Annotated in this window: 21 protein-coding genes; 5 read left to right on the top strand and 16 right to left on the bottom strand. The window is 72.7% G+C overall.

Annotation, left to right across the window (positions count from 1 at the left end):
* Positions 1-24: 24 nt before the first annotated feature.
* The 12 genes from MRQ36_RS20370 to MRQ36_RS20320 form a co-directional block, all read right to left on the bottom strand.
* The gene (locus MRQ36_RS20370; RefSeq protein WP_242797737.1) at positions 25-618 is read right to left on the bottom strand and encodes a TetR/AcrR family transcriptional regulator; all 594 of its coding nucleotides are present in this window, start codon (positions 616-618) and stop codon (positions 25-27) included.
* A gap of 55 nt (positions 619-673) precedes the next feature.
* Positions 674-2,824 carry a YhgE/Pip family protein gene (locus MRQ36_RS20365; RefSeq protein WP_242797734.1) on the bottom strand — a complete coding sequence of 717 codons (2,151 nt, stop codon included), beginning with the start codon at positions 2,822-2,824 and terminating at the stop codon, positions 674-676.
* Positions 2,821-3,576, bottom strand: coding sequence for an ATP-binding cassette domain-containing protein (locus tag MRQ36_RS20360; RefSeq protein WP_242797732.1), 756 nt, complete (start codon positions 3,574-3,576; stop codon positions 2,821-2,823). Before MRQ36_RS20360 ends, MRQ36_RS20365 begins: the two co-directional genes overlap by 4 nt.
* Positions 3,577-3,700: 124 nt before the next feature.
* Complete coding sequence (locus MRQ36_RS20355) at positions 3,701-4,540, bottom strand: DUF4081 domain-containing GNAT family N-acetyltransferase (RefSeq protein ID WP_242797729.1); 840 nt, start codon at positions 4,538-4,540, stop codon at positions 3,701-3,703.
* Between the two features lie 78 nt (positions 4,541-4,618).
* Entirely contained in the window at positions 4,619-5,845 is a 1,227-nt protein-coding gene (locus tag MRQ36_RS20350) for an MFS transporter (RefSeq protein WP_242797727.1), read from the bottom strand.
* Positions 5,846-6,059: 214 nt separating this feature from the next.
* The gene (ispG, locus tag MRQ36_RS20345) at positions 6,060-7,232 is read right to left on the bottom strand and encodes a flavodoxin-dependent (E)-4-hydroxy-3-methylbut-2-enyl-diphosphate synthase (RefSeq protein ID WP_242797725.1); all 1,173 of its coding nucleotides are present in this window, start codon (positions 7,230-7,232) and stop codon (positions 6,060-6,062) included.
* Positions 7,233-7,241: 9 nt separating this feature from the next.
* Positions 7,242-8,489 carry an RIP metalloprotease gene (locus MRQ36_RS20340; RefSeq protein WP_242797723.1) on the bottom strand — a complete coding sequence of 416 codons (1,248 nt, stop codon included), beginning with the start codon at positions 8,487-8,489 and terminating at the stop codon, positions 7,242-7,244.
* Positions 8,489-9,700 carry a 1-deoxy-D-xylulose-5-phosphate reductoisomerase gene (gene dxr / locus MRQ36_RS20335; RefSeq protein WP_242797722.1) on the bottom strand — a complete coding sequence of 404 codons (1,212 nt, stop codon included), beginning with the start codon at positions 9,698-9,700 and terminating at the stop codon, positions 8,489-8,491. The genes MRQ36_RS20340 and dxr overlap by 1 nt, the downstream gene beginning before the upstream one ends.
* A 43-nt stretch (positions 9,701-9,743) precedes the next feature.
* Positions 9,744-9,947, bottom strand: a complete 204-nt coding sequence (locus MRQ36_RS20330; protein WP_242797721.1) for a hypothetical protein — start codon at positions 9,945-9,947, stop codon at positions 9,744-9,746.
* Positions 9,874-10,134 (bottom strand): hypothetical protein, encoded by a 261-nt coding sequence (locus MRQ36_RS34500; protein ID WP_374251161.1) that lies wholly within the window; start codon positions 10,132-10,134, stop codon positions 9,874-9,876. Before MRQ36_RS34500 ends, MRQ36_RS20330 begins: the two co-directional genes overlap by 74 nt.
* A 163-nt stretch (positions 10,135-10,297) precedes the next feature.
* On the bottom strand, positions 10,298-10,504 hold the full coding sequence (locus MRQ36_RS20325) for a DUF397 domain-containing protein (protein WP_242797720.1): 207 nt from the start codon (positions 10,502-10,504) through the stop codon (positions 10,298-10,300).
* On the bottom strand, positions 10,495-11,301 hold the full coding sequence (locus MRQ36_RS20320) for a DUF5753 domain-containing protein (protein WP_242797719.1): 807 nt from the start codon (positions 11,299-11,301) through the stop codon (positions 10,495-10,497). Before MRQ36_RS20320 ends, MRQ36_RS20325 begins: the two co-directional genes overlap by 10 nt.
* Positions 11,302-11,490: 189 nt before the next feature.
* On the opposite strand from MRQ36_RS20320, the gene MRQ36_RS20315 reads away from it, so the two are divergent.
* Positions 11,491-11,700: a hypothetical protein gene (locus MRQ36_RS20315; protein ID WP_242797718.1), complete on the top strand. Its 210-nt coding sequence runs from the start codon at positions 11,491-11,493 to the stop codon at positions 11,698-11,700.
* Positions 11,701-11,865: 165 nt separating this feature from the next.
* Positions 11,866-11,988, top strand: coding sequence for a hypothetical protein (locus MRQ36_RS33995; protein ID WP_308194889.1), 123 nt, complete (start codon positions 11,866-11,868; stop codon positions 11,986-11,988).
* 40 nt (positions 11,989-12,028) lie between these two features.
* On the opposite strand, the gene MRQ36_RS20305 is transcribed toward MRQ36_RS33995, so the two are convergent.
* Complete coding sequence (locus tag MRQ36_RS20305) at positions 12,029-12,574, bottom strand: GNAT family N-acetyltransferase (protein ID WP_242797717.1); 546 nt, start codon at positions 12,572-12,574, stop codon at positions 12,029-12,031.
* A gap of 51 nt (positions 12,575-12,625) precedes the next feature.
* Here MRQ36_RS20305 and MRQ36_RS20300 point away from each other — a divergent pair, with 51 nt between their 5' ends.
* Complete coding sequence (locus MRQ36_RS20300) at positions 12,626-13,546, top strand: YhjD/YihY/BrkB family envelope integrity protein (protein ID WP_242797716.1); 921 nt, start codon at positions 12,626-12,628, stop codon at positions 13,544-13,546.
* Positions 13,547-13,667: 121 nt separating this feature from the next.
* Entirely contained in the window at positions 13,668-15,269 is a 1,602-nt protein-coding gene (locus tag MRQ36_RS20295) for an NAD(P)/FAD-dependent oxidoreductase (RefSeq protein ID WP_242797714.1), read from the top strand.
* 3 nt (positions 15,270-15,272) lie between these two features.
* On the opposite strand, the gene MRQ36_RS20290 is transcribed toward MRQ36_RS20295, so the two are convergent.
* Together MRQ36_RS20290 and MRQ36_RS20285 are read right to left on the bottom strand one after the other, a co-directional pair.
* Positions 15,273-15,911, bottom strand: coding sequence for a TMEM175 family protein (locus MRQ36_RS20290; protein ID WP_242801240.1), 639 nt, complete (start codon positions 15,909-15,911; stop codon positions 15,273-15,275).
* A 108-nt stretch (positions 15,912-16,019) separates the two neighbouring features.
* A complete protein-coding gene (locus tag MRQ36_RS20285; RefSeq protein ID WP_242797712.1) occupies positions 16,020-17,600 on the bottom strand; it encodes a Rieske 2Fe-2S domain-containing protein in 1,581 nt (526 codons plus the stop codon).
* Between the two features lie 259 nt (positions 17,601-17,859).
* Here MRQ36_RS20285 and MRQ36_RS20280 point away from each other — a divergent pair, with 259 nt between their 5' ends.
* Positions 17,860-18,084: a DUF2631 domain-containing protein gene (locus MRQ36_RS20280; RefSeq protein ID WP_242797710.1), complete on the top strand. Its 225-nt coding sequence runs from the start codon at positions 17,860-17,862 to the stop codon at positions 18,082-18,084.
* Positions 18,085-18,181: 97 nt separating this feature from the next.
* Here the strand turns inward: MRQ36_RS20280 and MRQ36_RS20275 are convergent, their stop codons facing one another.
* The gene (locus MRQ36_RS20275) at positions 18,182-19,336 is read right to left on the bottom strand and encodes a DivIVA domain-containing protein (RefSeq protein ID WP_242797708.1); all 1,155 of its coding nucleotides are present in this window, start codon (positions 19,334-19,336) and stop codon (positions 18,182-18,184) included.
* Between the last annotated feature and the right edge of the window lie 29 nt (positions 19,337-19,365).

Genomic DNA, 19,365 nt, shown 5'->3' with positions numbered 1-19,365 from the left:
TCAACGTAATTTATGCGGACCCGGTCAGGTCTGGGCGACCCGGCGGACGATGCCGAGCAGCGCCTCCTGCACGTCGTCGATCGGCCGGTCCGGTTGGAAGACCAGCCAGTCCACCGCCACCACCAGGCCGACCCCGAACAGCGCCGAGCTGGCCGTGCCCACGTCGAGGTCGGCCGGCAGGTCGCCGCTGGCCACGCCGGCCCGGACGGTCTCCGCGATCACCTCGATCGCCTCGCCGCGCAGCAGCCGCAGGGTCTGCTGCCACTCTCGGTTGGTCCGCCACATCTCCGACAGCAGCAGCTGGGCGAAGGCCCGGTAGCGGCGGATGTACTCCAGTTCGGCGCGAACCAGGGCGGCGAGCGCCTCGCGCGGCGGCAGCCCGTCGACCGCGGCCCGGAAGTCGGCGGTGAGCAGGCCGATGCCGTGCCGCAGCAGCTCCTCGAAGAGCACCGTCTTGGACTCGAAGTTGTAGTAGACGGTCCCCTTCGCCACCCCGGCCCGGGCCGCGATGTCGTCCACGGTGGTCGCCGAGAAGCCCTGCTCGGCGATGAGGTCCACCGCGGCCACGAAGAGGCGTTGGCGGGTGTCCTCCCGCCGCCGCGTCCGTCCGTCCGTCACTCGTCATCCCCCGTCCGGCTCCTCCGGCGGCGTCGCCGCCGGTCCGCCAGCATCCTCACATGGTCAGTTCGGGGTGCAGCTTGGCCGGGGTGAGCCGGCGTGAGCGGCGCGTCGCGCCGACGGTCAGCACCAGCGCGCCGATCCCGAACGCGGCGAGCACGAGGGCTCCGGTGACCACCGTCCCGGCCGGACCGCCGTTGACGGTGTGCCGCAGCCCGGCCACCACGTACGTCATCGGCAGCCACGGGTGGACGGCCTGGAAGAAGCCGGGTGACGTCTGCACCGGGTAGGTGCCGCCGGAGGAGGTGAGCTGGAGCATCAGCAGGGCCAGCGCGGCGAGCCTACCGGCCGGGCCGAGCGCCACCCCGAGCAGCTGCATGATGGCGGTGAAGGCGAGCGAGGTCAGCGCGAGCAGGCCGAAGGTCGCCACCGGGTGCGCCGGGTCCAGGCCGAGCGCCAGGGTGACCACGGTGAAGAGCACCGCGACCTGGGCCACCCCGATGCCCGCGGCGGGCAGCCAGCCGGCGAGCGCGACCCGCCAGCCGGGTGCGCCGGACATCACGTGCCGCCGGTTGACCGGCCGCAGCAGCATGTACGTGATCATCGCGCCGACCCAGAGCGCCAGGGCCAGGAAGTACGGGGCGAAGCCCACGCCGTACGAGCCGGCCGGGTGCTGGGAGTTGCGGATCAGGCCGACCGGGTCGCCGAGGACGTCGGAGCGCCTGTCCGCGTCGTGGTAGCCGGGCAGCTTGTCCGCCCCGGCGGCGAGCCCGTCGGCCAGTTCGCCGGCCCCGCTCTCCAGCTTGGTCAGGCCGCTGACCAGGCGGTCGCTGCCGGTGCCGAGCTGGTTCAGGCCACCGTCGAGCTGACGCGCGCCGGTGGACAGCCGGAAGAGCCCGCCGCGCAGCTGGTCGGCGCCGTTCGCCGCACCGCCGAGCCCGTCGCGCAGCTTCGCGCTGCCGTCGGCGAGAGTGGTGAGGCCGCTGGCGAGCTGGTCCACCTTGGTACGCGCCGACGCGACGTCGTCGGCGAGGTGCGGCGCGGCGGCGGCCACCTCGCGGGCGGTGGCGGCGACCTCGGTCATCTTCTTCTTCAACGTGGCCAGGTCGGTCTTGTCCAGGGTGGACACCATCGCCTTCGCGGTGCTGACGGCCTTGTCGGCGGCCTGTCGGGCGGCCACGAAGTCGGGGTCGTCGGCGAGTTCGGGATGCGCCTTGGCCAGCGTGTCGAGGCGGTCGCGGACCTTCTCCGCCTGGGTCACCACCTCGTCCGCCTTGGCCGGCAGCGCGTCGATGCCGTCGGCGAGCGCCTGCGCGCCCTCGGCGACCGCGGTGGCGGCCTTCTGCAGGTCGGTGGCGTTCTTGCGCAGCAACGGCTCGTACTTGTCGGCGGCGGCGTCCACCTTGGCCGCGGCGGCGCGGGTCTGGGTGGCCGCGCGGTTGGTGCCGTCGGCGAGCTGCGCGGCACCGGTGTAGAGCTGGTCGAGCCCGGAGGCGAGCTTGTCGGCCCCCTGCGCGGACTTGTCCAGGCCGGCGGCGAGCTGCCCGGCACCGTCCTCCGCGCTGTCCAGCCCGGCGGCGATCTTCCCGGCCCCGTTCCCGGAGGCGTCGAGCCCGTCGTGGAGCTGCCCGGCGCCGTCGGCGGCCCGGCCGGTCTCGGCCTTCGCGTCGGTGAAGCCGACCAGCATCTTGTCGAAGTACGACGCGGCCGTGCTCTCCGCCGCGGCGGCCCGGATCTCGCTGAACGCGGAGCGGGCGAGCAGCCCGGAGAGGTAGTTGGTGGCGTCGTCGTTGACCACCTTCAGCTCACCCTGTCGGGCCGGCCGGTCGGGTTCCGGGCTGGCCGCGAGGCTGGCGGAGAAGTCCGCCGGGATGGAGAAGACCAGGTGGTAGCGGCCGCTGCGCAGCCCGGCGGTGGCGTCGTCCGCGTCGGTCTCGGTCCAGCCGAAGACCTTCCGGTCGATCAGCTCGTCGGCGAGGTCCTTGCCGGCGTGCACCTCGGTGCCGTCGCTGGCCTTGGCCGGCCGGTCGGCGTTGACCAGCGCGACCGGGATGCGGTCCAGGTTCCCGTACGGGTCCCAGAAGGCGTAGAGGTAGAGGGCGCCGTAGAGCAGCGGGATCACGGTGAGGACGGCGAGCGCGGCGCGCGGCAGCCGCCCCCGGGTCATCCGGCGCAGCTCGAACAGCGCGAGTCGGACGACGCTCATGCTTTCACCTCAGAGGTCTGGTCCTGGGCCGCCGCGCGGGGCGCGACGAGCGCGGGGGCGGCAGCCGGGGGCGGGATGAGTTCGGTACGCGCGGGCAGGGTCGGGTCGCCGATGCGGTGCACGATCGCCGCGCTGCCGGCCTCGACGGCGCGGGCGCTGGCGACGACGGCGTACCCCTGGTCGGCGAGGCGGGCCAGTGCGTCCCAGATCCACTGCCGTTCGGGGGCGTCGGAACCGGCGTCCACGTCGTCGGCGACGATCAGGCTGGGGCCGCTGAGGCTGGCCAGGACCAGGCCGAGCACCTGCCGCTGGACGGGGGTGAGGTCCCGGCCGTACACGTCGGGGTCGAGCGGGACGTCGGTGAAGCCGGCGCCGGCGATGGCGGCGGCGAAGGCGTCGCGGCGGTAGGCCCGGCGGGCGCGGACGGCGGCGACCGGGACGAGTTGCCGGCGGCGTCGCGGTACCGGCCCGAGCAGCAGCAGCCGCTCCTGGATGTGCTCGGCGACGGTCAGCGTCGGGTCGGGTTCGTGCACTCCGGCGACCTGGCCCAGCGCGGCCGGTCCCCGGCGGCGCAGTTCGCCGTCGGTGTGCGGGAAGCGGCCGGCCAGCGCGAGCAGCAGAGAGGTACGCCCGCTGCCGGGCGGCCCGGTCACCGCGTGCAGTTCGCCCGACTCGGCGGCCAGGTCGACGTCGCGGTACACCCAGCCGCGCCGGGTCCGCAGGCCCAGCCCTTCGGCCTCAATGATCTTCAACGTCCTCATCCCGCCTGACTAAACTGACTGGTCAGTACAAAAACATGGTCAGCATAACGCCGTTAGTCCGGTTCAGCGCAATTCGAGGCGACGTGATCCCGGCCATGCCGGGGCCGGTGGACCCTCAGAAGAGGACGGTGGCGAGGGTGCCGACCGGGCGGAACCCGCAGCGCTCGTAGACCCGGCGGGCCGGGGTGTTGAAGTCGTTGACATAGAGGCTCACCGTGGGGGCGACCCGGAGCAGGGCGTCCCGGACCACCGCCGCCATCGCCGCGGTGGCGATCCCCCGGCCCCGCCACTCCGGGGCCACCCACACCCCCTGGACCTGTGCGGTGCGTCGGGTCACCACCGCCAGCTCGGCCTTGAAGACCACCTTGCCGTCCACGAAGCGGGCGTACGCCCGGCCGGCCCGGACCAGGTCGGTGACCCGCCGCCGGTAGCCGCGTCCACCGTCCTCGGTCAGCGGGGAGACCCCCACCTCCTCGGTGTACATCGCCACCGCCGCCGGGAAGAGCCGGTCGACCTCACCGCCACGCACCCGACGCACCTGCGGGTCGGCCGCCACGGCGGGCAGCGCGTCCGTGGCCAGCAGCGGCTGGTTCGGGCGTACGTCCCGGGCCGGCCCCCAGTGCGCGGAGAGGCGGTCCCAGAGCCCGAGCACCGCGTCGGCCCGCCCGACGATCGACGAGCAGACCCGCTCCTCGGTGCCGAGCTGTTCGGCGAAGGCCTCGACGGCGGACTCCGAGGCGAGCACCGGGGTCAGGTTGCCGCCCAGCCAGCAGATCGACTCCAGGCTGCGGCGGGAGCCGTAGCCGAGGATCCGCCCCTCGGCCCGCCACCAGGCCAGTCCGCGTGCGGCGACCCGCTCGGCGACCTGCGCGCCCGCGAACGGGTCGAGGTCGAGCAGCCGCTCGACCGCACGGCGCTCCGACTCCCCCAGTTGGCGTACCGGCACCGTCAGCACGGTTACCAGCCTGCCAGATGGACCGGGGAACGCGCGGGCCGACCTGACGACCCCTCACCTCGTGCCACCCGTCGCGGGTCAGCCGACCGGGACCGGGTGGGCCACCGGGGCGTCCGGACGGGTGCGTTCCGCCCACCGCGCCACCGGCGGCACCAGCAGCCCGAGCAGCAGGAACACGCCGCCCAGCAGCAGCCAGCCGGGCACGCCCCAGCCGACCGCCAGGGTGGTCACCACCACCGGCGCCACCATCCCGCCGAGCTGCATGCCCATCCCGTACGCGCCCTGGTACTGCCCCTGCGCATGGGCCGGCGCCAGGCCGAAGGAGATCCCCCAGCCGGCCGCCGCGTGCCACAGCTCGCCGACCACGTGCACGAACGCCCCGGCCAGCAGCAGGGCGACCGCGGCCGGGGTGGGTACGCCCCCGCTGGCGGCGAAGAGCCCGCAGGCCACCGCGATCACGGCACCGGCCCGCCGGGCGGCCCGCGCCGCCCCGGCCACCTCCTCGGTGCCCCGCGAGGCGCGCACCTGGAAGAGCACGACGATCACGGTGTTGACCAGCATGCAGCCCGAGACGAGCCACTCCGGGGCGGTGGTGTGCTCGGCGATCCACAGCGGCAGGGCGATGTTGACCAGCCCGAAGTGCACCGACATCAGGCCGTCGAGCACGGTGAAGACCAGGAACGGGCGGTCCCGCAGGGCGATCAACCGCGGGCCGTGCGTGGGTGCCGGGACCGGCGGGACCGACGGCAACCGGAGCAGGATCGCCGCCGCGACCAGGTACGTCACGCAGTCGAGCAGGATCAGCGTCAGGTAGCCGGCGCGGGTGCCCGCGGCGATGCCGAACCCGGCGACCACCGCCCCGACGGAGATCCCGACGTTGGTGACGGCGCGCAGCCAGGCCCGGGTACGGACCCGCTGGTCGGCGGGGACGGCGCCGGCGATCAACGCGCCCCGGGCGCCCCGGCTGGCCGCGTCGGCGACGGCCATCGCCATGCCGACCGCGAGGAAGCCGGGGAACGACCGGACGGTGAGCAGGGCGGCGGTGAACCCGGCGGAGGCGACCAGGGCGGCGAGCTGGATGCCGCGGGGGCCGTACCGGTCGGCGAGGTAGCCCATCGGGGTGCTGGCGAGCAGGCTGACCGCCGCGGTGAGGGTGAGACCGAGGCCGACCTGGGCCACGGAGAGACCGACCGAGCGGGTCAGGAAGAGCGCGCTGGCGGTCAGCCAGGTGCCGCGGCCGACGGTGTTGACCAGGGTGGACAGGGCGAGCGTCCGGGCCGGGCCCGGTTCGGGAAGCAGGCGCACCACCGCACTTTAACAAGACGTACGTACGGTTTCTGTTCCGCTCAACAGCCGGCACGACATCCGCGACGCCCACCGCTGCGGTGATCATGGAGTTTGCGGCGACAAAAGGGGCAGACGGCGGCGCTAACCCCATGATCGACGCCACCGGGGTGGCCGGGACGGGAAAGGGCGGCCCTCCGTGAGGAGGACCGCCCTTTCCGGGTGTGTGGGTGGGTCAGTGGACGGTGACGGTGGCGCCGGGGACGAGGGCGCGGAGGTCGTCGGGGAGGTCGGCGCCCATCTCGTCGGCGATCCGCAGCGCCTCCTCGATCAGCGTCTCCACGATCTGCGCCTCGGGGACGGTCTTGACGACCTGGCCCTTGACGAAGATCTGGCCCTTGCCGTTGCCGGAGGCGACGCCCAGGTCGGCCTCGCGGGCCTCACCGGGGCCGTTCACCACGCAGCCCATCACGGCCACCCGCAGCGGCACCGGCAGCCCTTCCAGGCCGGCGGTGACCTCCTCGGCCAGCTTGTAGACGTCCACCTGGGCGCGGCCGCAGGACGGGCAGGAGACGATCTCCAGGCCGCGCTCGCGCAGGCCCAGCGACTCCAGGATGGCGTTACCGACCTTGATCTCCTCGACCGGCGGGGCGGAGAGCGAGACGCGGATGGTGTCGCCGATCCCCTCGGCCAGCAGCGCGCCGAAGGCGACCGCGGACTTGATGGTGCCCTGGAACGCCGGGCCGGCCTCGGTCACGCCGAGGTGCAGCGGATAGTCGCACTTCTCGGCGAGCAGCCGGTACGCCCGGATCATCACCACCGGGTCGTTGTGCTTGACCGAGATCTTGATGTCCCGGAAGCCGTGCTCCTCGAAGAGCGAGCACTCCCACAGCGCCGACTCGACCAGCGCCTCGGCGGTGGCCCGGCCGTACTTGGCGAGCAGCCGCTTGTCCAGCGAACCGGCGTTGACGCCGATCCGGATCGGCACGCCGGCGTCGCCGGCCGCCTTGGCGATCTCCTTCACCTTGTCGTCGAACTGCCGGATGTTACCCGGGTTGACCCGGACCGCGGCGCAGCCGGCGTCGATCGCGGCGAAGACGTACTTGGGCTGGAAGTGGATGTCGGCGATCACCGGGATCTGCGACTTGCGGGCGATCGCCGGCAGCGCCTCGACGTCGTCCTGCGACGGCACGGCGACCCGGACGATCTGGCACCCGGACGCGGTGAGCTCGGCGATCTGCTGGAGGGTGGCGTTGACGTCGGAGGTCAGGGTGGTGGTCATGGACTGCACCGACACCGGTGCACCCCCACCGACGGGCACCGAGCCGACCATGATCTGGCGGCTGGCCCGGCGCGGGGCGAGCGGCGGCGGCGGTACGGGGGGCATACCGAGACTGACAGCGGTCACTTCAGGCACTCACCTTGGGAAGAGCGTGATCGGGTTGACGACGTCCGCGGTGACGGTCAGCAGCGTGAACACGCCACCGATCAGGATCACCACGTACGTGACGGGCATGAGCTTGAGATAGTCGACGCGCCCCGGGTCGGCCCGGCCGATCCGGGCGTAGAGCCAGGACCGGGCCCGTTCGAACCAGGAGATGGCGATGTGGCCGCCGTCGAGCGGGAGCAACGGCAGCAGGTTGAACACGCCGATGAAGAAGTTCAGCGACACGAAGAGCATGAAGAAGCCGTACCAGGCGTCGTTGGCCACGAACTCGCCGCCGAGCCGGCTCGCACCGACCACGCTGATCGGGGTGTCCATGTCCCGTTCACCGCCGGTGATGGCGTTCCACAGGGCGGGGACCTTCTGCGGGATCCGCTGCATGGCGTGCGCGGTCTGCACCGCCATGTTGCCGGTGAAGTCGGCGGTGGCCCCGACGGCACCGACCGGGCCGTACTCGATCAGTTGCGGCGTGCTGGGGCGAAGCGCGACGCCCATCGCGGAGACCGCCGAGGTGGTGCCCTTGGGGTTGCCCAGCGGCGGGCGCTGCACGGCGGCGAGGTCGATGGTGGTGCTGGCCGCGGCACCGTCACGCACGTAGCCGACGGTGGCCTTGCCGGGCGGGGTGGCCCGGACCACGTCGAGCATCTCGCCCCAGCTGCCCACCGGCCGGCCGTTGACCGAGGTGATCCGGTCGCCGTCGCGGAGCTGGGCCTGGGCGGCCGGGCTGGCCGGGTCGCCGGCCTGGCAGGGCCGGCTGGCGTTCTCCACCACCACGCACGGGGCGAGGGCGACCACCGCGGGCTCGGCGAGGAACTCCTGCTCGGTGCTCGGGAACTTCGGGTTGGGCAGGCCGACCGCGACCGCCATGATCCAGAGCGCGGAGAGGGCCAGCGCGAAGTGGGTGATCGAGCCGGCGGACATCACGATCGTCCGCTTCCACACCGGGTAGCGCCACATCGCGCGCGGCTCGTCGCCCGGCTCGACGTCGTCGTCCTGCGGCGTCATGCCGACGATCTTGCAGAAGCCGCCGAGCGGGATGCCCTTGACGCCGTACTCCGTCTCACCCCGCTTGAACGACCAGAGCGTCGGGCCGAAGCCGACGAAGTAGCGGGTGACCTTCATCCCGAAGGCCTTCGCGGTGAGCATGTGCCCCGCCTCGTGCAGACTCACCGAGACGAGAATGAACAGGGCAAAGAGCACCACCCCGAGCAGGTTTGCCATCAGGCTCCTTCCACCGACCCGACGATGATCTCCTGGGCGTGCGCCCGTGCCCACGACTCGGCGGCGAGCACGTCCTCGACGGTACCTGGTTCGTCGAAGTCGGGAGCCTCCTCCAGCACCCGCTCGAGGGTGTCGACGATGCCCAGGAACGGCAGCCGCCCGGCCACGAACGCGGCGACGCACTCCTCGTTGGCCGCGTTGTAGATCGCCGGTCGGCAGCGCCCCGCCTCGCCGGCCGCCTTGGCCAGCGCCACCGCCGGGAACGCGGCGTCGTCCAGCGGGAAGAACTCCCAGGTGTGGGCCGTGGTCCAGTCGACCGGGGTGGCGGCGCCCGGCACCCGGTCCGGCCAGCCCAGCGCCACCGCGATCGGCAGCCGCATGTCGGGCGGACTGGCCTGGGCGATGGTGGAGCCGTCGACGAACTCGACCATCGAGTGGATCACCGACGTCGGGTGGACCACCACCTCGATGTCCGGGTAGGGCACGTCGAACAGCTCGTGCGCCTCGATCACCTCCAGGGCCTTGTTCACCATGGTGGCGGAGTTGATCGTGATGACCGGGCCCATGTTCCAGGTGGGGTGGGCCAGCGCCTGCTCCGGGGTCACCCCGGTCAGCTCGTCGCGCCGCCGGCCCCGGAACGGGCCGCCGCTGGCGGTCACCACCAGCCGACGTACCTCGGCCGCCGAGCCGGACCGCAGGCACTGCGCCAGCGCCGTGTGCTCCGAGTCGACCGGCACGAGCTGCCCCGGCCGCGTCAGCGCGGCCCGCACCAGCGGGCCGCCGGCCACCAGGGACTCCTTGTTGGCCAGAGCGAGGGTACGACCGGCGCGCAGCGCCGCCAGGGTCGGCGCCAGCCCCAGCGAGCCGACCACCCCGTTGAGCACGGTGTCGCAGGGCCACTCGGCCAGCTCGGTCATCGCGTCCGGCCCGGCGATGATCTTGGGCAGCTTGAAGTCGCCGGTGGCCCAGCCGCGCCGGCTCGCCTCGGCGTAGAAGGCGAGCTGGAGGTCCTGCGCGGCGGACGCCTTCGCCACCCCGACCGCCTCGACGCCGAGTTCGAGGGCCTGGGCGGCGAGCAGCGCGACGTTGCCGCCGCCGGCACCGAGCGCCACCACCCGGAACCGGTCCGGACTGCGCCGGACGATGTCGATGGCCTGGGTGCCGATCGAGCCGGTGGAACCGAGCAGGACGACGTCGCGGGGAGTGGTCACCCGACCATTCTTCCCCAGCCCTCCTGAGCCTCCGCTGGGAGCCTCAGCCCTCGCCGTCGGCCTGCGCCTCCGGCGCCTCCTCGTCCAGCAGATCGGCCGGGTCGAGGGAGAACTCGAAGGGCTGCTTCATGACGAAGGTGGTGCCCGCCGCCGCTGCGGACAAGGGACGATATTCACCCTCGGCCGGCTCGTAGAGGGCCATCGCGGGGACCCGGTTGCGCAGGTCGACCCGGAGGAAGAAGGGCACACCCGCCGTCGTGTTCGGCGAAGTCGCTGTAATCCTTGCCATTGAAGGTGGCCAGGGGAAGCCGGTCCACCAGGCAGCAGGCGGCAATCCAGGAGTCATTGACGGGACGCGGACGCCCACGCTGCTGGGCTCGGGCCTGCAACTGTCCCCAGGTGGTGGCGACGGCCTCATCGAACGGAAGCAGCACCACCCGCGCCCGCCACCGTGCCAGGTCGGCGAGCTTGCGCGGGCCCAACTACGCAGCGAGGTCCATTTGGTCAACTCGCCGAGCCTGACGAAGGTGATGCTCCGTCGCCGGCTCGTCTCCGAACGTGAGTCGGACCGCCGCACGCCCCGCGCCGAGGCCCAGCTCAGTGAGTGCGGACGAGGCGGCTGCTGACCGTGGCGTGGGTGAAGGCCGACCAGGCGGCGGGCGCGAAGGTCAGCGCCGGCCCCTGCCGGTCCTTGCTGTCCCGCACCCCGACCACGCCGGGCAGGTTGGTGGCCACCTCGACGCAGGTGGATCCACCGTTGTCGCTGCGGGTGGACTTCCGCCAGACCGCGCCGGTCAGGTCCATGACTTCGCCAGCTCCCGTATCAGGTCCCGGGAGGCCCGTCGGGGCAACGCCTCGCCCCGCAGGCTCTCCCACCGTCGTTGAAGGCTATCAACGTCTTCCGGCCGGTCGGTCACGTGCGCGCGCAACGGGTTGTCCAGGTGCGCGACCTCACCGCCCTCGGGCGTGCGGGCCAGGATGAACGCTCCCGCCAGCCCGGCGTGCATGCCCGCCTCGGCCGGCGCCACGTGCAGGTCGACGTGCGACCACTCGGTGACCCGGAGCAGGTGGGCGAACTGCTCCGCCATGACGGCCGGCTCGCCCACACAGCGGCGCAGCACCCCCTCGTCCACCACCGCCACGAACTCCGGTGGCGTCTCCCGAGCCAGGATCGCCTGCCGCGCCAGCCGGGAGGTGATCCGCTGCTCGACCTCGGCCTCCCGCAGCATCCCGCCGCCGCGCAGCACCGCGCGGGCGTACGCCTCGGTCTGCAACAGGCCCGGGATGAGGGACGGCTCGAACCAGCGGATCAGGGTCGCCTCCGCCTCCACACTGATCCATTCCCGCAGCCAGGGCGGGGCGGCGTCGGCGCGGACCAGGGTGAGCAGGCGTTCGAAGAGGCCGCCGGCCTCCAGTGCCGCGTCCGCCCGGGCGATGAAGTCCTGCGACGGGGTCCGGTGGCCGATCTCCACCATGCCGACCAGGGACGACGAGTACGTGATCCGCTGCGCCAGGTCCTCCTGGTTGAGCCCGCGCTCACGGCGGGCCCGCCGTAGTTCCGCGCCGAGGAACTCCAGCGTCGAGAGCGCGCCGTCGACCATCACACCTCCACCACACCGGTCGCCACTCCACGCTGCCGCCCCCACCGAGCGGACGCCGACCGCCACAACGACGCCGGGGGTACGCGCCGCCTTCCGACCGTAGTCATGCCACCGCAGGCTGTGAAGACGCGCGACGAAAAGAGGACGAAGTTGACGAGAGAGCCGGTGACCGTCGGGGCGGTCGTCACTGTGAGCGAAGCGGACTACTGCTATGGCCGGGGGCCGCTGCGGCTGCGGATCACCGAGCCGCCCGTCGGCCTCGACCACCCGGCGTTGGAGTGGATCACGCTGACCGGCCGGGAGATCCGGTACGTCGGCGGCGAACCCGTCGACGGTCGGCTCCGTACCGCGCTGGTCCGGGTCGCGGCCCTGCGCGCCCGCTCCGGGGGCGAGCGGTGAGCCGCGACGGCGTCTCCCTGGCCGAGTTGCGGCGACACCTGGCCGTCCGCCCGACGTGGCGGTGCCGGGTCTGCGCCGCACCCTGGCCCTGCCAACCCGCCAAGCTCTGCCTGCGCGGAGTACGCACACGACCGCCCCGGGCTCGCCGTCTACCTCTGCCTGCTGATGCACGACGCGATCGCCGACCGGCTGCGCACCCACCCCGGGCAGGTGGATCCGGCCGAGTTCTTCCACCGCTTCATCGGCTGGACGCGCGCTCTCCCGGTCAGGCGACAAGCACGACCGTGAACGTCAGGAGGCGGTCCGGTTCGGTGCTGCCCCGAGCGGGCTACGGGGCGGCGCGCAGTACGAAGGTCTCCAGTTCCTCGCCGCCGTACCAGTCGGTGCGAATGCCCTCGTGCGTCATGCCGAGCCGGCGGGCCACCGCCATGGACGGCTCGTTGCCGGGCGTCACCACCGCGTAGACCACGCGGGTGCCGGTGGCGAACTCCCGGTCGAGGACCGCGCGGGCCGCCTCGGTGGCGTAGCCGCGGCCCTGCGAGTCGGGGTGCAGGTGCCAGCCGACCTCGATGTCGTCGGTCCAGGTGACGCCGTCCACACCGGGTAGCGGCTTGAGCAGCACGCTGCCCGCGACCGGACCGGCGGCGCGCGGCTCGATGGCCCAGAGCCCGTACCGGCCGGCGTGGGGGGCGTACCGGCTGTGCCAGAAACGGACGCGGTCGCGCGCCTCCGCCGGGTCGGTCAGCTTGCCCTTACCGCCGCCGAGCCAACGCATCACCTCGTCCCGGGAATAGATGTCGAAGACCCGGTCCAGATCCGCCGCCGATTCGGTCCAGTCGCGGATCAGCAGGCGCTCGGTCGAGACGATGGTCATGCCGCCGGATCGTAATGCGTGCCGGGCCCCTCCAGGGGGAAGGAGATCGCAATGGGCGGAGCATGGCAGCGGACGAAACGGATCACCAGTGCCGCGTTCCGGCCGGTACGGGGCCGGGACCTGTCGCTGCACGCCGCCGCGATCACTTTCTACGGGGCGATCGCCGTGGTGCCGGTGGCGCTGCTGGCGATCTGGATGACCGGGCTGGTGGCCGGGGACGACCGGGTCCGCCGGCTCACGTCGTACGCCATCGACACGCTGCCCACCGACATCGGTGCGAACCGGGCGGTGGCCGCCCTGGTCACGGCCGGGTTGGGGTTGACCCCGCTGTTGGCGCTGGCATCGCTGCTGCCGGCGTCGCTCTACGGCGAAGGGCTGCGTCGGGCCTTCGTCTCGGTGGCCGAGCCGCGCGGCGAGTCGGGGGCCCTGGTGGGCTGGCGCGGGCGGCTACTGCTGCTCCCGTTGCTCGCCCCCGCGCCGGCCCTGCTGCTGTCGGTGCTGCTGGCGTTGCCGCTCACCACCCACCTGGTCCGGCAGGGCGGCTGGCTCGGCGCGCTGGGCGTGGTGCTCTCCTTCCTGGCCACCTGGCTGGTGCTGACCCCGGTGCTGATGTGGGTGTTCCGGGTGGTCGGGCCGGCCTCGCCGGACTGGCTGTCGACGCTCGGCATGGGCTCGTTCACGGCGGCGAACCTCTCCGGCTTCCTGCACGGTTTCGTGCTGTTCTGCTCGCTGCCGCTGAACCTGGGGGTGCCGTTCGGCGGCTTCGACGAGATCGGCGGCGGCGTCGCCGTCCTGCTCTGGCTCTACCTGTTCCACGTGATCGTCCTGGCCGGCTACTCCGCCACCCTCGCCCTGAGCCGCTGGCGCGCCACCCGCGCCGCCGCCCGCCCTGACCGCCCCACCCACCCGCCGGCCGGCCGACCCACCGGCCGGCCGGCCCGGCCGGCGCACCCCCGGCGATTCCGCTCGTGATCATGGAGTTAGCGGTCAAGAAAGCGCTTCCCCACGGCGCCAACTCCATGATCACCGAAACATGGGGCGGCGTCGGGCGGGGGCTCCCGTCGGGGGGCGTGCGCGGCTAGGGTGATCGGGCATGAGCGAAGCGAGTGAGCTGCCCGCCCGCGCCGACGTGGTGATCGTCGGATCCGGGCACAACGGACTGGTCTCCGCGATCCTGCTGGCCCGCGCCGGCCTCGACGTGCTGGTGCTGGAGGCGGCGGACGTCATCGGCGGGGCCACCCGCACCGAGAACCCGTTCCCGAAGGTGCCGCAACTGCGCCACTCCACCGGGTCGTACCTGCTCGGCCTGATGCCGCCGGAACTGCTCGCCACGCTCGACGTCCGCATCCCGGTGCTGCGCCGCGACCCGCACTACTTCCTGCCCACCCCGGGCGGCCTCGGCGCGCCGTACCTGTTGATGGGGAGCGACCACGCGGCCACCCGGCGGCAGCTCACCGAGTTCTTCTCCCCCGCCGACGTGGCCGCCGACGACGCCATGCAGGCCGAGCTGGCCCAGCTCCGCGAGGACCTGGCACCGGCCTGGCTGGCCGAGCCGCTGCCGGTCGAGGAGACCGCCGAACGGTACGTCCGGCCCGCCCTGCGGCAGGTCTTCGTCGACCTGGTCCGCGGCTCGGTCGCCGACCACCTGGCCCGCTTCGACTTCCGCTCCGAGCTGCTGGTCAGCATGTACGCGGTCACCGACGGCCTCTCCGGGCTGAACGCCGGCCCGGACGACCCGGGCACCGGACACAACTTCCTGGTGCACAACATGTGCCGGCTGCCCGGCGCGGACGGCACCTGGATGATCGCCGAAGGCGGCATGGGCACCGTCTCCCGCACGTTCGCCGAGGCCGCCCGCGCCGCCGGGGCCACCATCCGCACCGGTACGCCGGTCACCGCCGTCACCCTCGACGGCGGCGCGGCCAGCGGCGTGGTCCTCGCCGACGGGCGCTCCGTCGACGCCTCCGTGGTGCTCGGGGCGTGCGACCCGTACCGGTTGATGGAGCTGCTGCCCGACGGCGCGCTGCCGGCGCCGCTCGGCGAGCGGATGGCGGCGGTCCGCCGCACCGGCACCACACTCAAGCTCAACCTGGCGCTCACCGGGCTGCCCCGCTTCTCCTGCCTGCCGGCCGACGCGCCGAGCCCGTTCGGCTCCACCATCCACCTGCTGCCCGGCTCGGCGTCGCTGGTCGGGGCGGGCGGCGAGTCGCCGATGGCGGCGCTGCGCGCGATGTGGGCGGACGTGCAGGCCGGCCGGCTGCCGGCCGAGCCGACCATCGAGTGGTACCTGCACACCACCGTCGACCCGTCGCTCTCCGACCCGGCCGGGCACCACTCGTCGGCACTCTTCGTCCAGTCGGTCCCCTACGAGCTGACCGGCACCACCTGGGACGAGGCGCTGCCCGGTTACGTCGACACCCTGATCGGGATCTGCGAACGCTACGCCCCCGGCACCGCCGAGCTGATCGCCGATGCCGTGCCGCTGCCCCCGCCCGGGATCGAGGCGCACTTCGGCATCACCGGCGGGCACATCCACCATGTCGACAACACGGTCAGCTTCACCGACCGGATGCCGTACGCCACCGGGGTCGACGGCGTCTACGCCGGCAGCGCGGGCTGCCATCCGGCCGGCAGCGTCATCGGCGCCGCCGGCCACAACGCCGCCCGCCGCATCCTCGCCGACCTGGGCCGGTAGCCCTCACCCCGACTCGGCGGCCTCCCGCCCGGCGGGTGGGAGGTCGCCGGGGCCCCGGATCAGATAGAGCGCGATCAGCAACAGGTAGGCCAGCAGACTCAGGATCGGGTCGACGAAGACCACCGCGAAGGCGACCAGATAGAGCAGCGGCCCGAGCAGGAACCGGCGGGCCACCGCCTTCGCCAGCCGGGGGTCCAGATCCGGGTGCAGCAGGCCGCGCCGGCGCGCCCACCACCAGCTCAGGTTGAAGAACAGCGCCTCACCGAGCACCGTGCCGACATAGAGCGCGGCGCTCAGCCGCTGGTCGACGGCCGCGCCGCGCAGATTGTCCGACAGCAGGTTCGCGGTGAACGGGATGGCCGCCACGAACATCAGCAGCAGCAGGTTCAGCACGAGCAGCATCTGGTCGACCCGGCAGACGTACCGCCACATGTTGTGGTGGGTCAGCCAGACCTGTCCGACGATCCCGAACGTGATGACGTACGCCAGGTAGGCCCGCCACTCGTGGGCCAGCGCGGCCGCGAGCCCGTGCCCGTCCGGGGCGTCCGGGCTGAACTGGAGCAGCTCGACCGCCATCAGCGTCAGCACGATGGCGATCACCGCGTCGCTGAACGCCTCCACCCGGGAGGCGTCCCGGGCCATCTCGCTGCCCCGTACGAACCGCCGCCCCGGTTCCCTGTCCGCGCCCGTCACGCCGCCCCCTTCCGACCTCATGGTCACCCGCCGGGGGCGGCGTGCGGGGCGGAACCGTCAGCTGACCGCCTCGCCGGCCGGGGCAGAGGTGTCGGCGTCGACCCGGTGGGCGCGGACCTTGTGGCCGACGCTGGTCAGGCAGCGCCCGCTGGGCAGGTCGAACTTCCAGCCGTGCAGCTGGCAGGTGAGCTGGTCACCGTCCACGATCCCGAACCGGCTCAGGTCCGCCTTCAGGTGCGGGCAGCGGCGCTGCACCACCCAGCCGTCCAGGGTGATGTCCTCGGCGTCGACCGCCCGCTCGTGCTCGTCGTACCAGCCCTCGGCGTACTGGAGGCGCTCCTCGGAGAGGCACTTGAAGAAGGCGTAGACGAACTCGTTGTACTGGCCGATCCGGGCCGCGGAGAACCGGCAGGAGAGGAAGAGCGAGTTGACCCAGTCCACCTCGCCGATGTGCAGCAGGTGCTCGATCAGCGCCCGTTCGGTACGGAACCGGTAGCGCACCTTCTCGTCCGCGTACGGCCGGACCTCCTTGCCCGGGAAGTCCACCACGATCGACTCGACGGATTCACCGTCGTAACCGACCAGGTCGAAACGGACCGGGCCGCCGACCCCCTTGGCCAGATAGATCGACTCGTCCAGCAGCGGCTCGATCCGGCGCTTCATGCCGGCGAGCACGTCCACCTCGGGGTGCCGCCAGGACGCCTTCTCCGCCTCGATGACGCCGCGCTTGCGCTCCCGCATCTCCTCCAGGTGGGCGACCTTGTTCGCGAAGAACTCCTCCACCGGCTGCGGGTGGGTGGTGCTCGCGCCGGAGGTGGTGATCTCGGAGACGCTGCCGGGCAGCAGCACGATGCCGTTGGTGCCGCCGACCTTCGCGTATTCCGACAGGAACACCGACTGGTCGGGGAAGATGTTGCCCTCGTCGCCGTGGATGTCGTTGAACTGCCACAACGCGTCGTCGAGGAAGCACGGCGGGCCGGCGATCGGGAAGACGTGGTCGGCCTTCAGGTCGTCGATGTAGCGCCAGGTGCGGTCGAACTGCCGCTCCCGCTTCTGCTTGCCGAACGCGGTCTTCGCCGACTGCGGCAGCTCGTAGACCATCGGGTACCAGATCGCGCCGGAGAACTGGAGCAGGTGCGCGTGCACGTGGCCCAGCTCGGCGAAGACGGTCAGGTCGGTGGGGCGGGCGTCGTTCTGGTTGAGCAGCCGGACGCCGTCGTACTCGACCCAGAGGGAGGAGTCACCGATCGGGCCGTCGGTCGGGCTGGTCAGCGCCTGGATCATGATCTTCAGGCCGCCGGGCAGCTCCACGACCTGCTCGTTCGGCGCCTTGAGGAACTTGGTGAAGCCCAGCTCCCGCAGCTCGTCCTCCATCTCCGAGGTGGGGAACTCGGGGAGCAGGACGGTGGCGTCCTTCGAGACGAAGTCGCGCAGGTGCTTGGCGTCGAAGTGGTCCCGGTGCAGGTGCGACACGTACAGGTAGTCGACCTGGCCCAGGGTCTCCCAGTCGAGCAGCGAATTGTCGGGGAACGGGAACCAGGAGGCGAAGTAGGCCGGATTGACCCACGGGTCGCACAGGATGCTGCCCGCGGCCGTGTCGATCCGCATGCTGGCATGCCCCGTACCGGTCACTCGCACCGCAGTCCCCCTCAAAACGACAATCAAGGTGTACGTCAAGACGCTACCGGAGGCAGTCTGGTCACCGCCCCGCGACGCCGGTAGTGCCGTTCCGCCCCGTCGAGAAGGGGTCCAACGGCCCGGGCACTCGGCCCAGGACCGGCTCCGCCCGTCCCGGCCACGCCCACGGCCCACCGGCGATCAGGTCGGACCCTGCGCCGGGCCCGGTACGGGGCGTGCCAGACTAACCGGAGATCCGATTGCGAGGGAAGGACCGACAGTGGCAGGAAGCGAGCCGGTAACCGCGCCAGATCAGCACAAGCCCGGGCACCGCAAGTCGGGGCGGATCGGTGCGGTGCTCTCGGCGGTGGTCTTGGTAGTGATGGCGCTCTGCGGCAATCACGAGGGCAAGGTCGAGGACATCTGGCTCATCGGGATCGCCCTGGTGCTGCTCGCCATCGTCATCGGCGACTCGGTGCTGCGCCGCAACGGCCTGCGGTCCTGACCGGGCCGGATCCCGGACCCGGAGACACGCGAGGGCCCACCCCGTCGGGGTGGGCCCTCGTCGTCGTTGCGGGCGGCGTCAGCGGCCTGCCGGCCGGTCAGCGGCCGAAGAGGATGTCCTGGACGTCCTTGAGCGCGGCGTCGACCTCGGCCTCGAAGTAGCCGCCGGGCACCAGGGGAAAGCGCAGGGTGTCCAGGTCCTTCGGGTTCACCGGCATCGGGTTGCGCCCCTGCATGCCACCGAGCAGGGTGTCGAAGAAGCGGTCGACCTGGTCCGGGTCGTACCCGCTGCCGAAGCGGCGCACCTGGAAGCTGCGCCGGATCTGGTCCACCCGATAGAGGTCGCTGCCGGGCGGGCCGGCCATCGGCGGGCCGACCATGGGCGGGCCACCGACGGCGGGACCGCCCATCGGCGGGCCGGCCATTCCCGGGCCCATGCCCTGCTGCGGGAGGGCCGGCGGGCCGGCCGGGCCCCGACCCCGCGGGTCGCGCAGCTCCCGCTCGGGCATCCGGATCTCGGCGGTCATGTCGGCGCGGCCGTGCCGGCCGGCCTCGAAGCCGTCGAAGCGCGACTCGTCCTGGCCGCCGTAGCGGGGCTCGTCGTGGCCGCCGCCGTAGCGCGGGTCCTCCGGAGCGCCGTAGCGGGGGTCGTCCTGGGCACCGTAGCGGGGATCGTCCTGGGCGCCGTAGCCGGACGGGCCCGGGGGCAGGCCACGCGACGGCGGAGGACCGGCGTGACCCATCGGCCCACCGTGACCCATCGGGCCGGGACCGGCCGGGCCGCGCGGCGCGTCGTACCCGCCCCGAGGGGCGTCGTACCCGCCGGCGAACGCGCCGGTCGGCTCGTCGTAGCGGCCGTAACGGTCGGCGGGCGGGCCGGCCTGCGCCGGCATCGACCGGGGCGGCATCGGCGGCTGCGGCACCGGCGACAGGCCACGATCGTCCCGTACGGGCGGGCCCAGCCGGTCGGCCATCCGGGGGTCGCCCCCGCGCCCGCCGGCCGCGCCGGTGCGCTCCTCCAGCTCGGCCAGCTGCCGCTCGACCCGGTCGAGGTGCAGGTCGACCTGCCACTCGTCGTAGCCGTTGAAGCGGACCCGGAAGACGACGTCGTGGACCTCCTGGGAGGCGACGGGTGCGCCGATCGGCTGGCCGTCGAGGGTCGCCTCGACCCGGTCCAGGAAGGCGTCGACCTCGTCGACCTTGTATCCCCGGCGGAGCGCCTTACGCCGGAAACGCTGACCCTGACTCGCCACTATGTCTCCTGGTCTCGTTCGCTACGCCC

The organism is Micromonospora sp. R77 (genome assembly GCF_022747945.1).
Taxonomy (GTDB): domain Bacteria; phylum Actinomycetota; class Actinomycetes; order Mycobacteriales; family Micromonosporaceae; genus Micromonospora.
The sequence above is the reverse complement of the archived record's forward strand: the minus strand, read 5'-3'. Positions and strand labels throughout refer to the sequence as shown.

Coding starts and splice junctions, on each gene's coding strand:
- MRQ36_RS20295 (WP_242797714.1), top strand. CDS start 13,668: ATGAGCGAAGCGAGTGAGCTGCCCGCCCGCGCCGACGTGGTGATCGTC.
- MRQ36_RS20340 (WP_242797723.1), bottom strand. CDS start 8,489: ATGGCAAACCTGCTCGGGGTGGTGCTCTTTGCCCTGTTCATTCTCGTC.
- MRQ36_RS20290 (WP_242801240.1), bottom strand. CDS start 15,911: ATGGCCCGGGACGCCTCCCGGGTGGAGGCGTTCAGCGACGCGGTGATC.
- MRQ36_RS20305 (WP_242797717.1), bottom strand. CDS start 12,574: ATGACCATCGTCTCGACCGAGCGCCTGCTGATCCGCGACTGGACCGAA.
- MRQ36_RS20300 (WP_242797716.1), top strand. CDS start 12,626: ATGGGCGGAGCATGGCAGCGGACGAAACGGATCACCAGTGCCGCGTTC.
- MRQ36_RS33995 (WP_308194889.1), top strand. CDS start 11,866: ATGCACGACGCGATCGCCGACCGGCTGCGCACCCACCCCGGGCAGGTG.
- MRQ36_RS20365 (WP_242797734.1), bottom strand. CDS start 2,824: ATGAGCGTCGTCCGACTCGCGCTGTTCGAGCTGCGCCGGATGACCCGG.
- MRQ36_RS20325 (WP_242797720.1), bottom strand. CDS start 10,504: ATGGACCTGACCGGCGCGGTCTGGCGGAAGTCCACCCGCAGCGACAAC.
- MRQ36_RS20320 (WP_242797719.1), bottom strand. CDS start 11,301: ATGGTCGACGGCGCGCTCTCGACGCTGGAGTTCCTCGGCGCGGAACTA.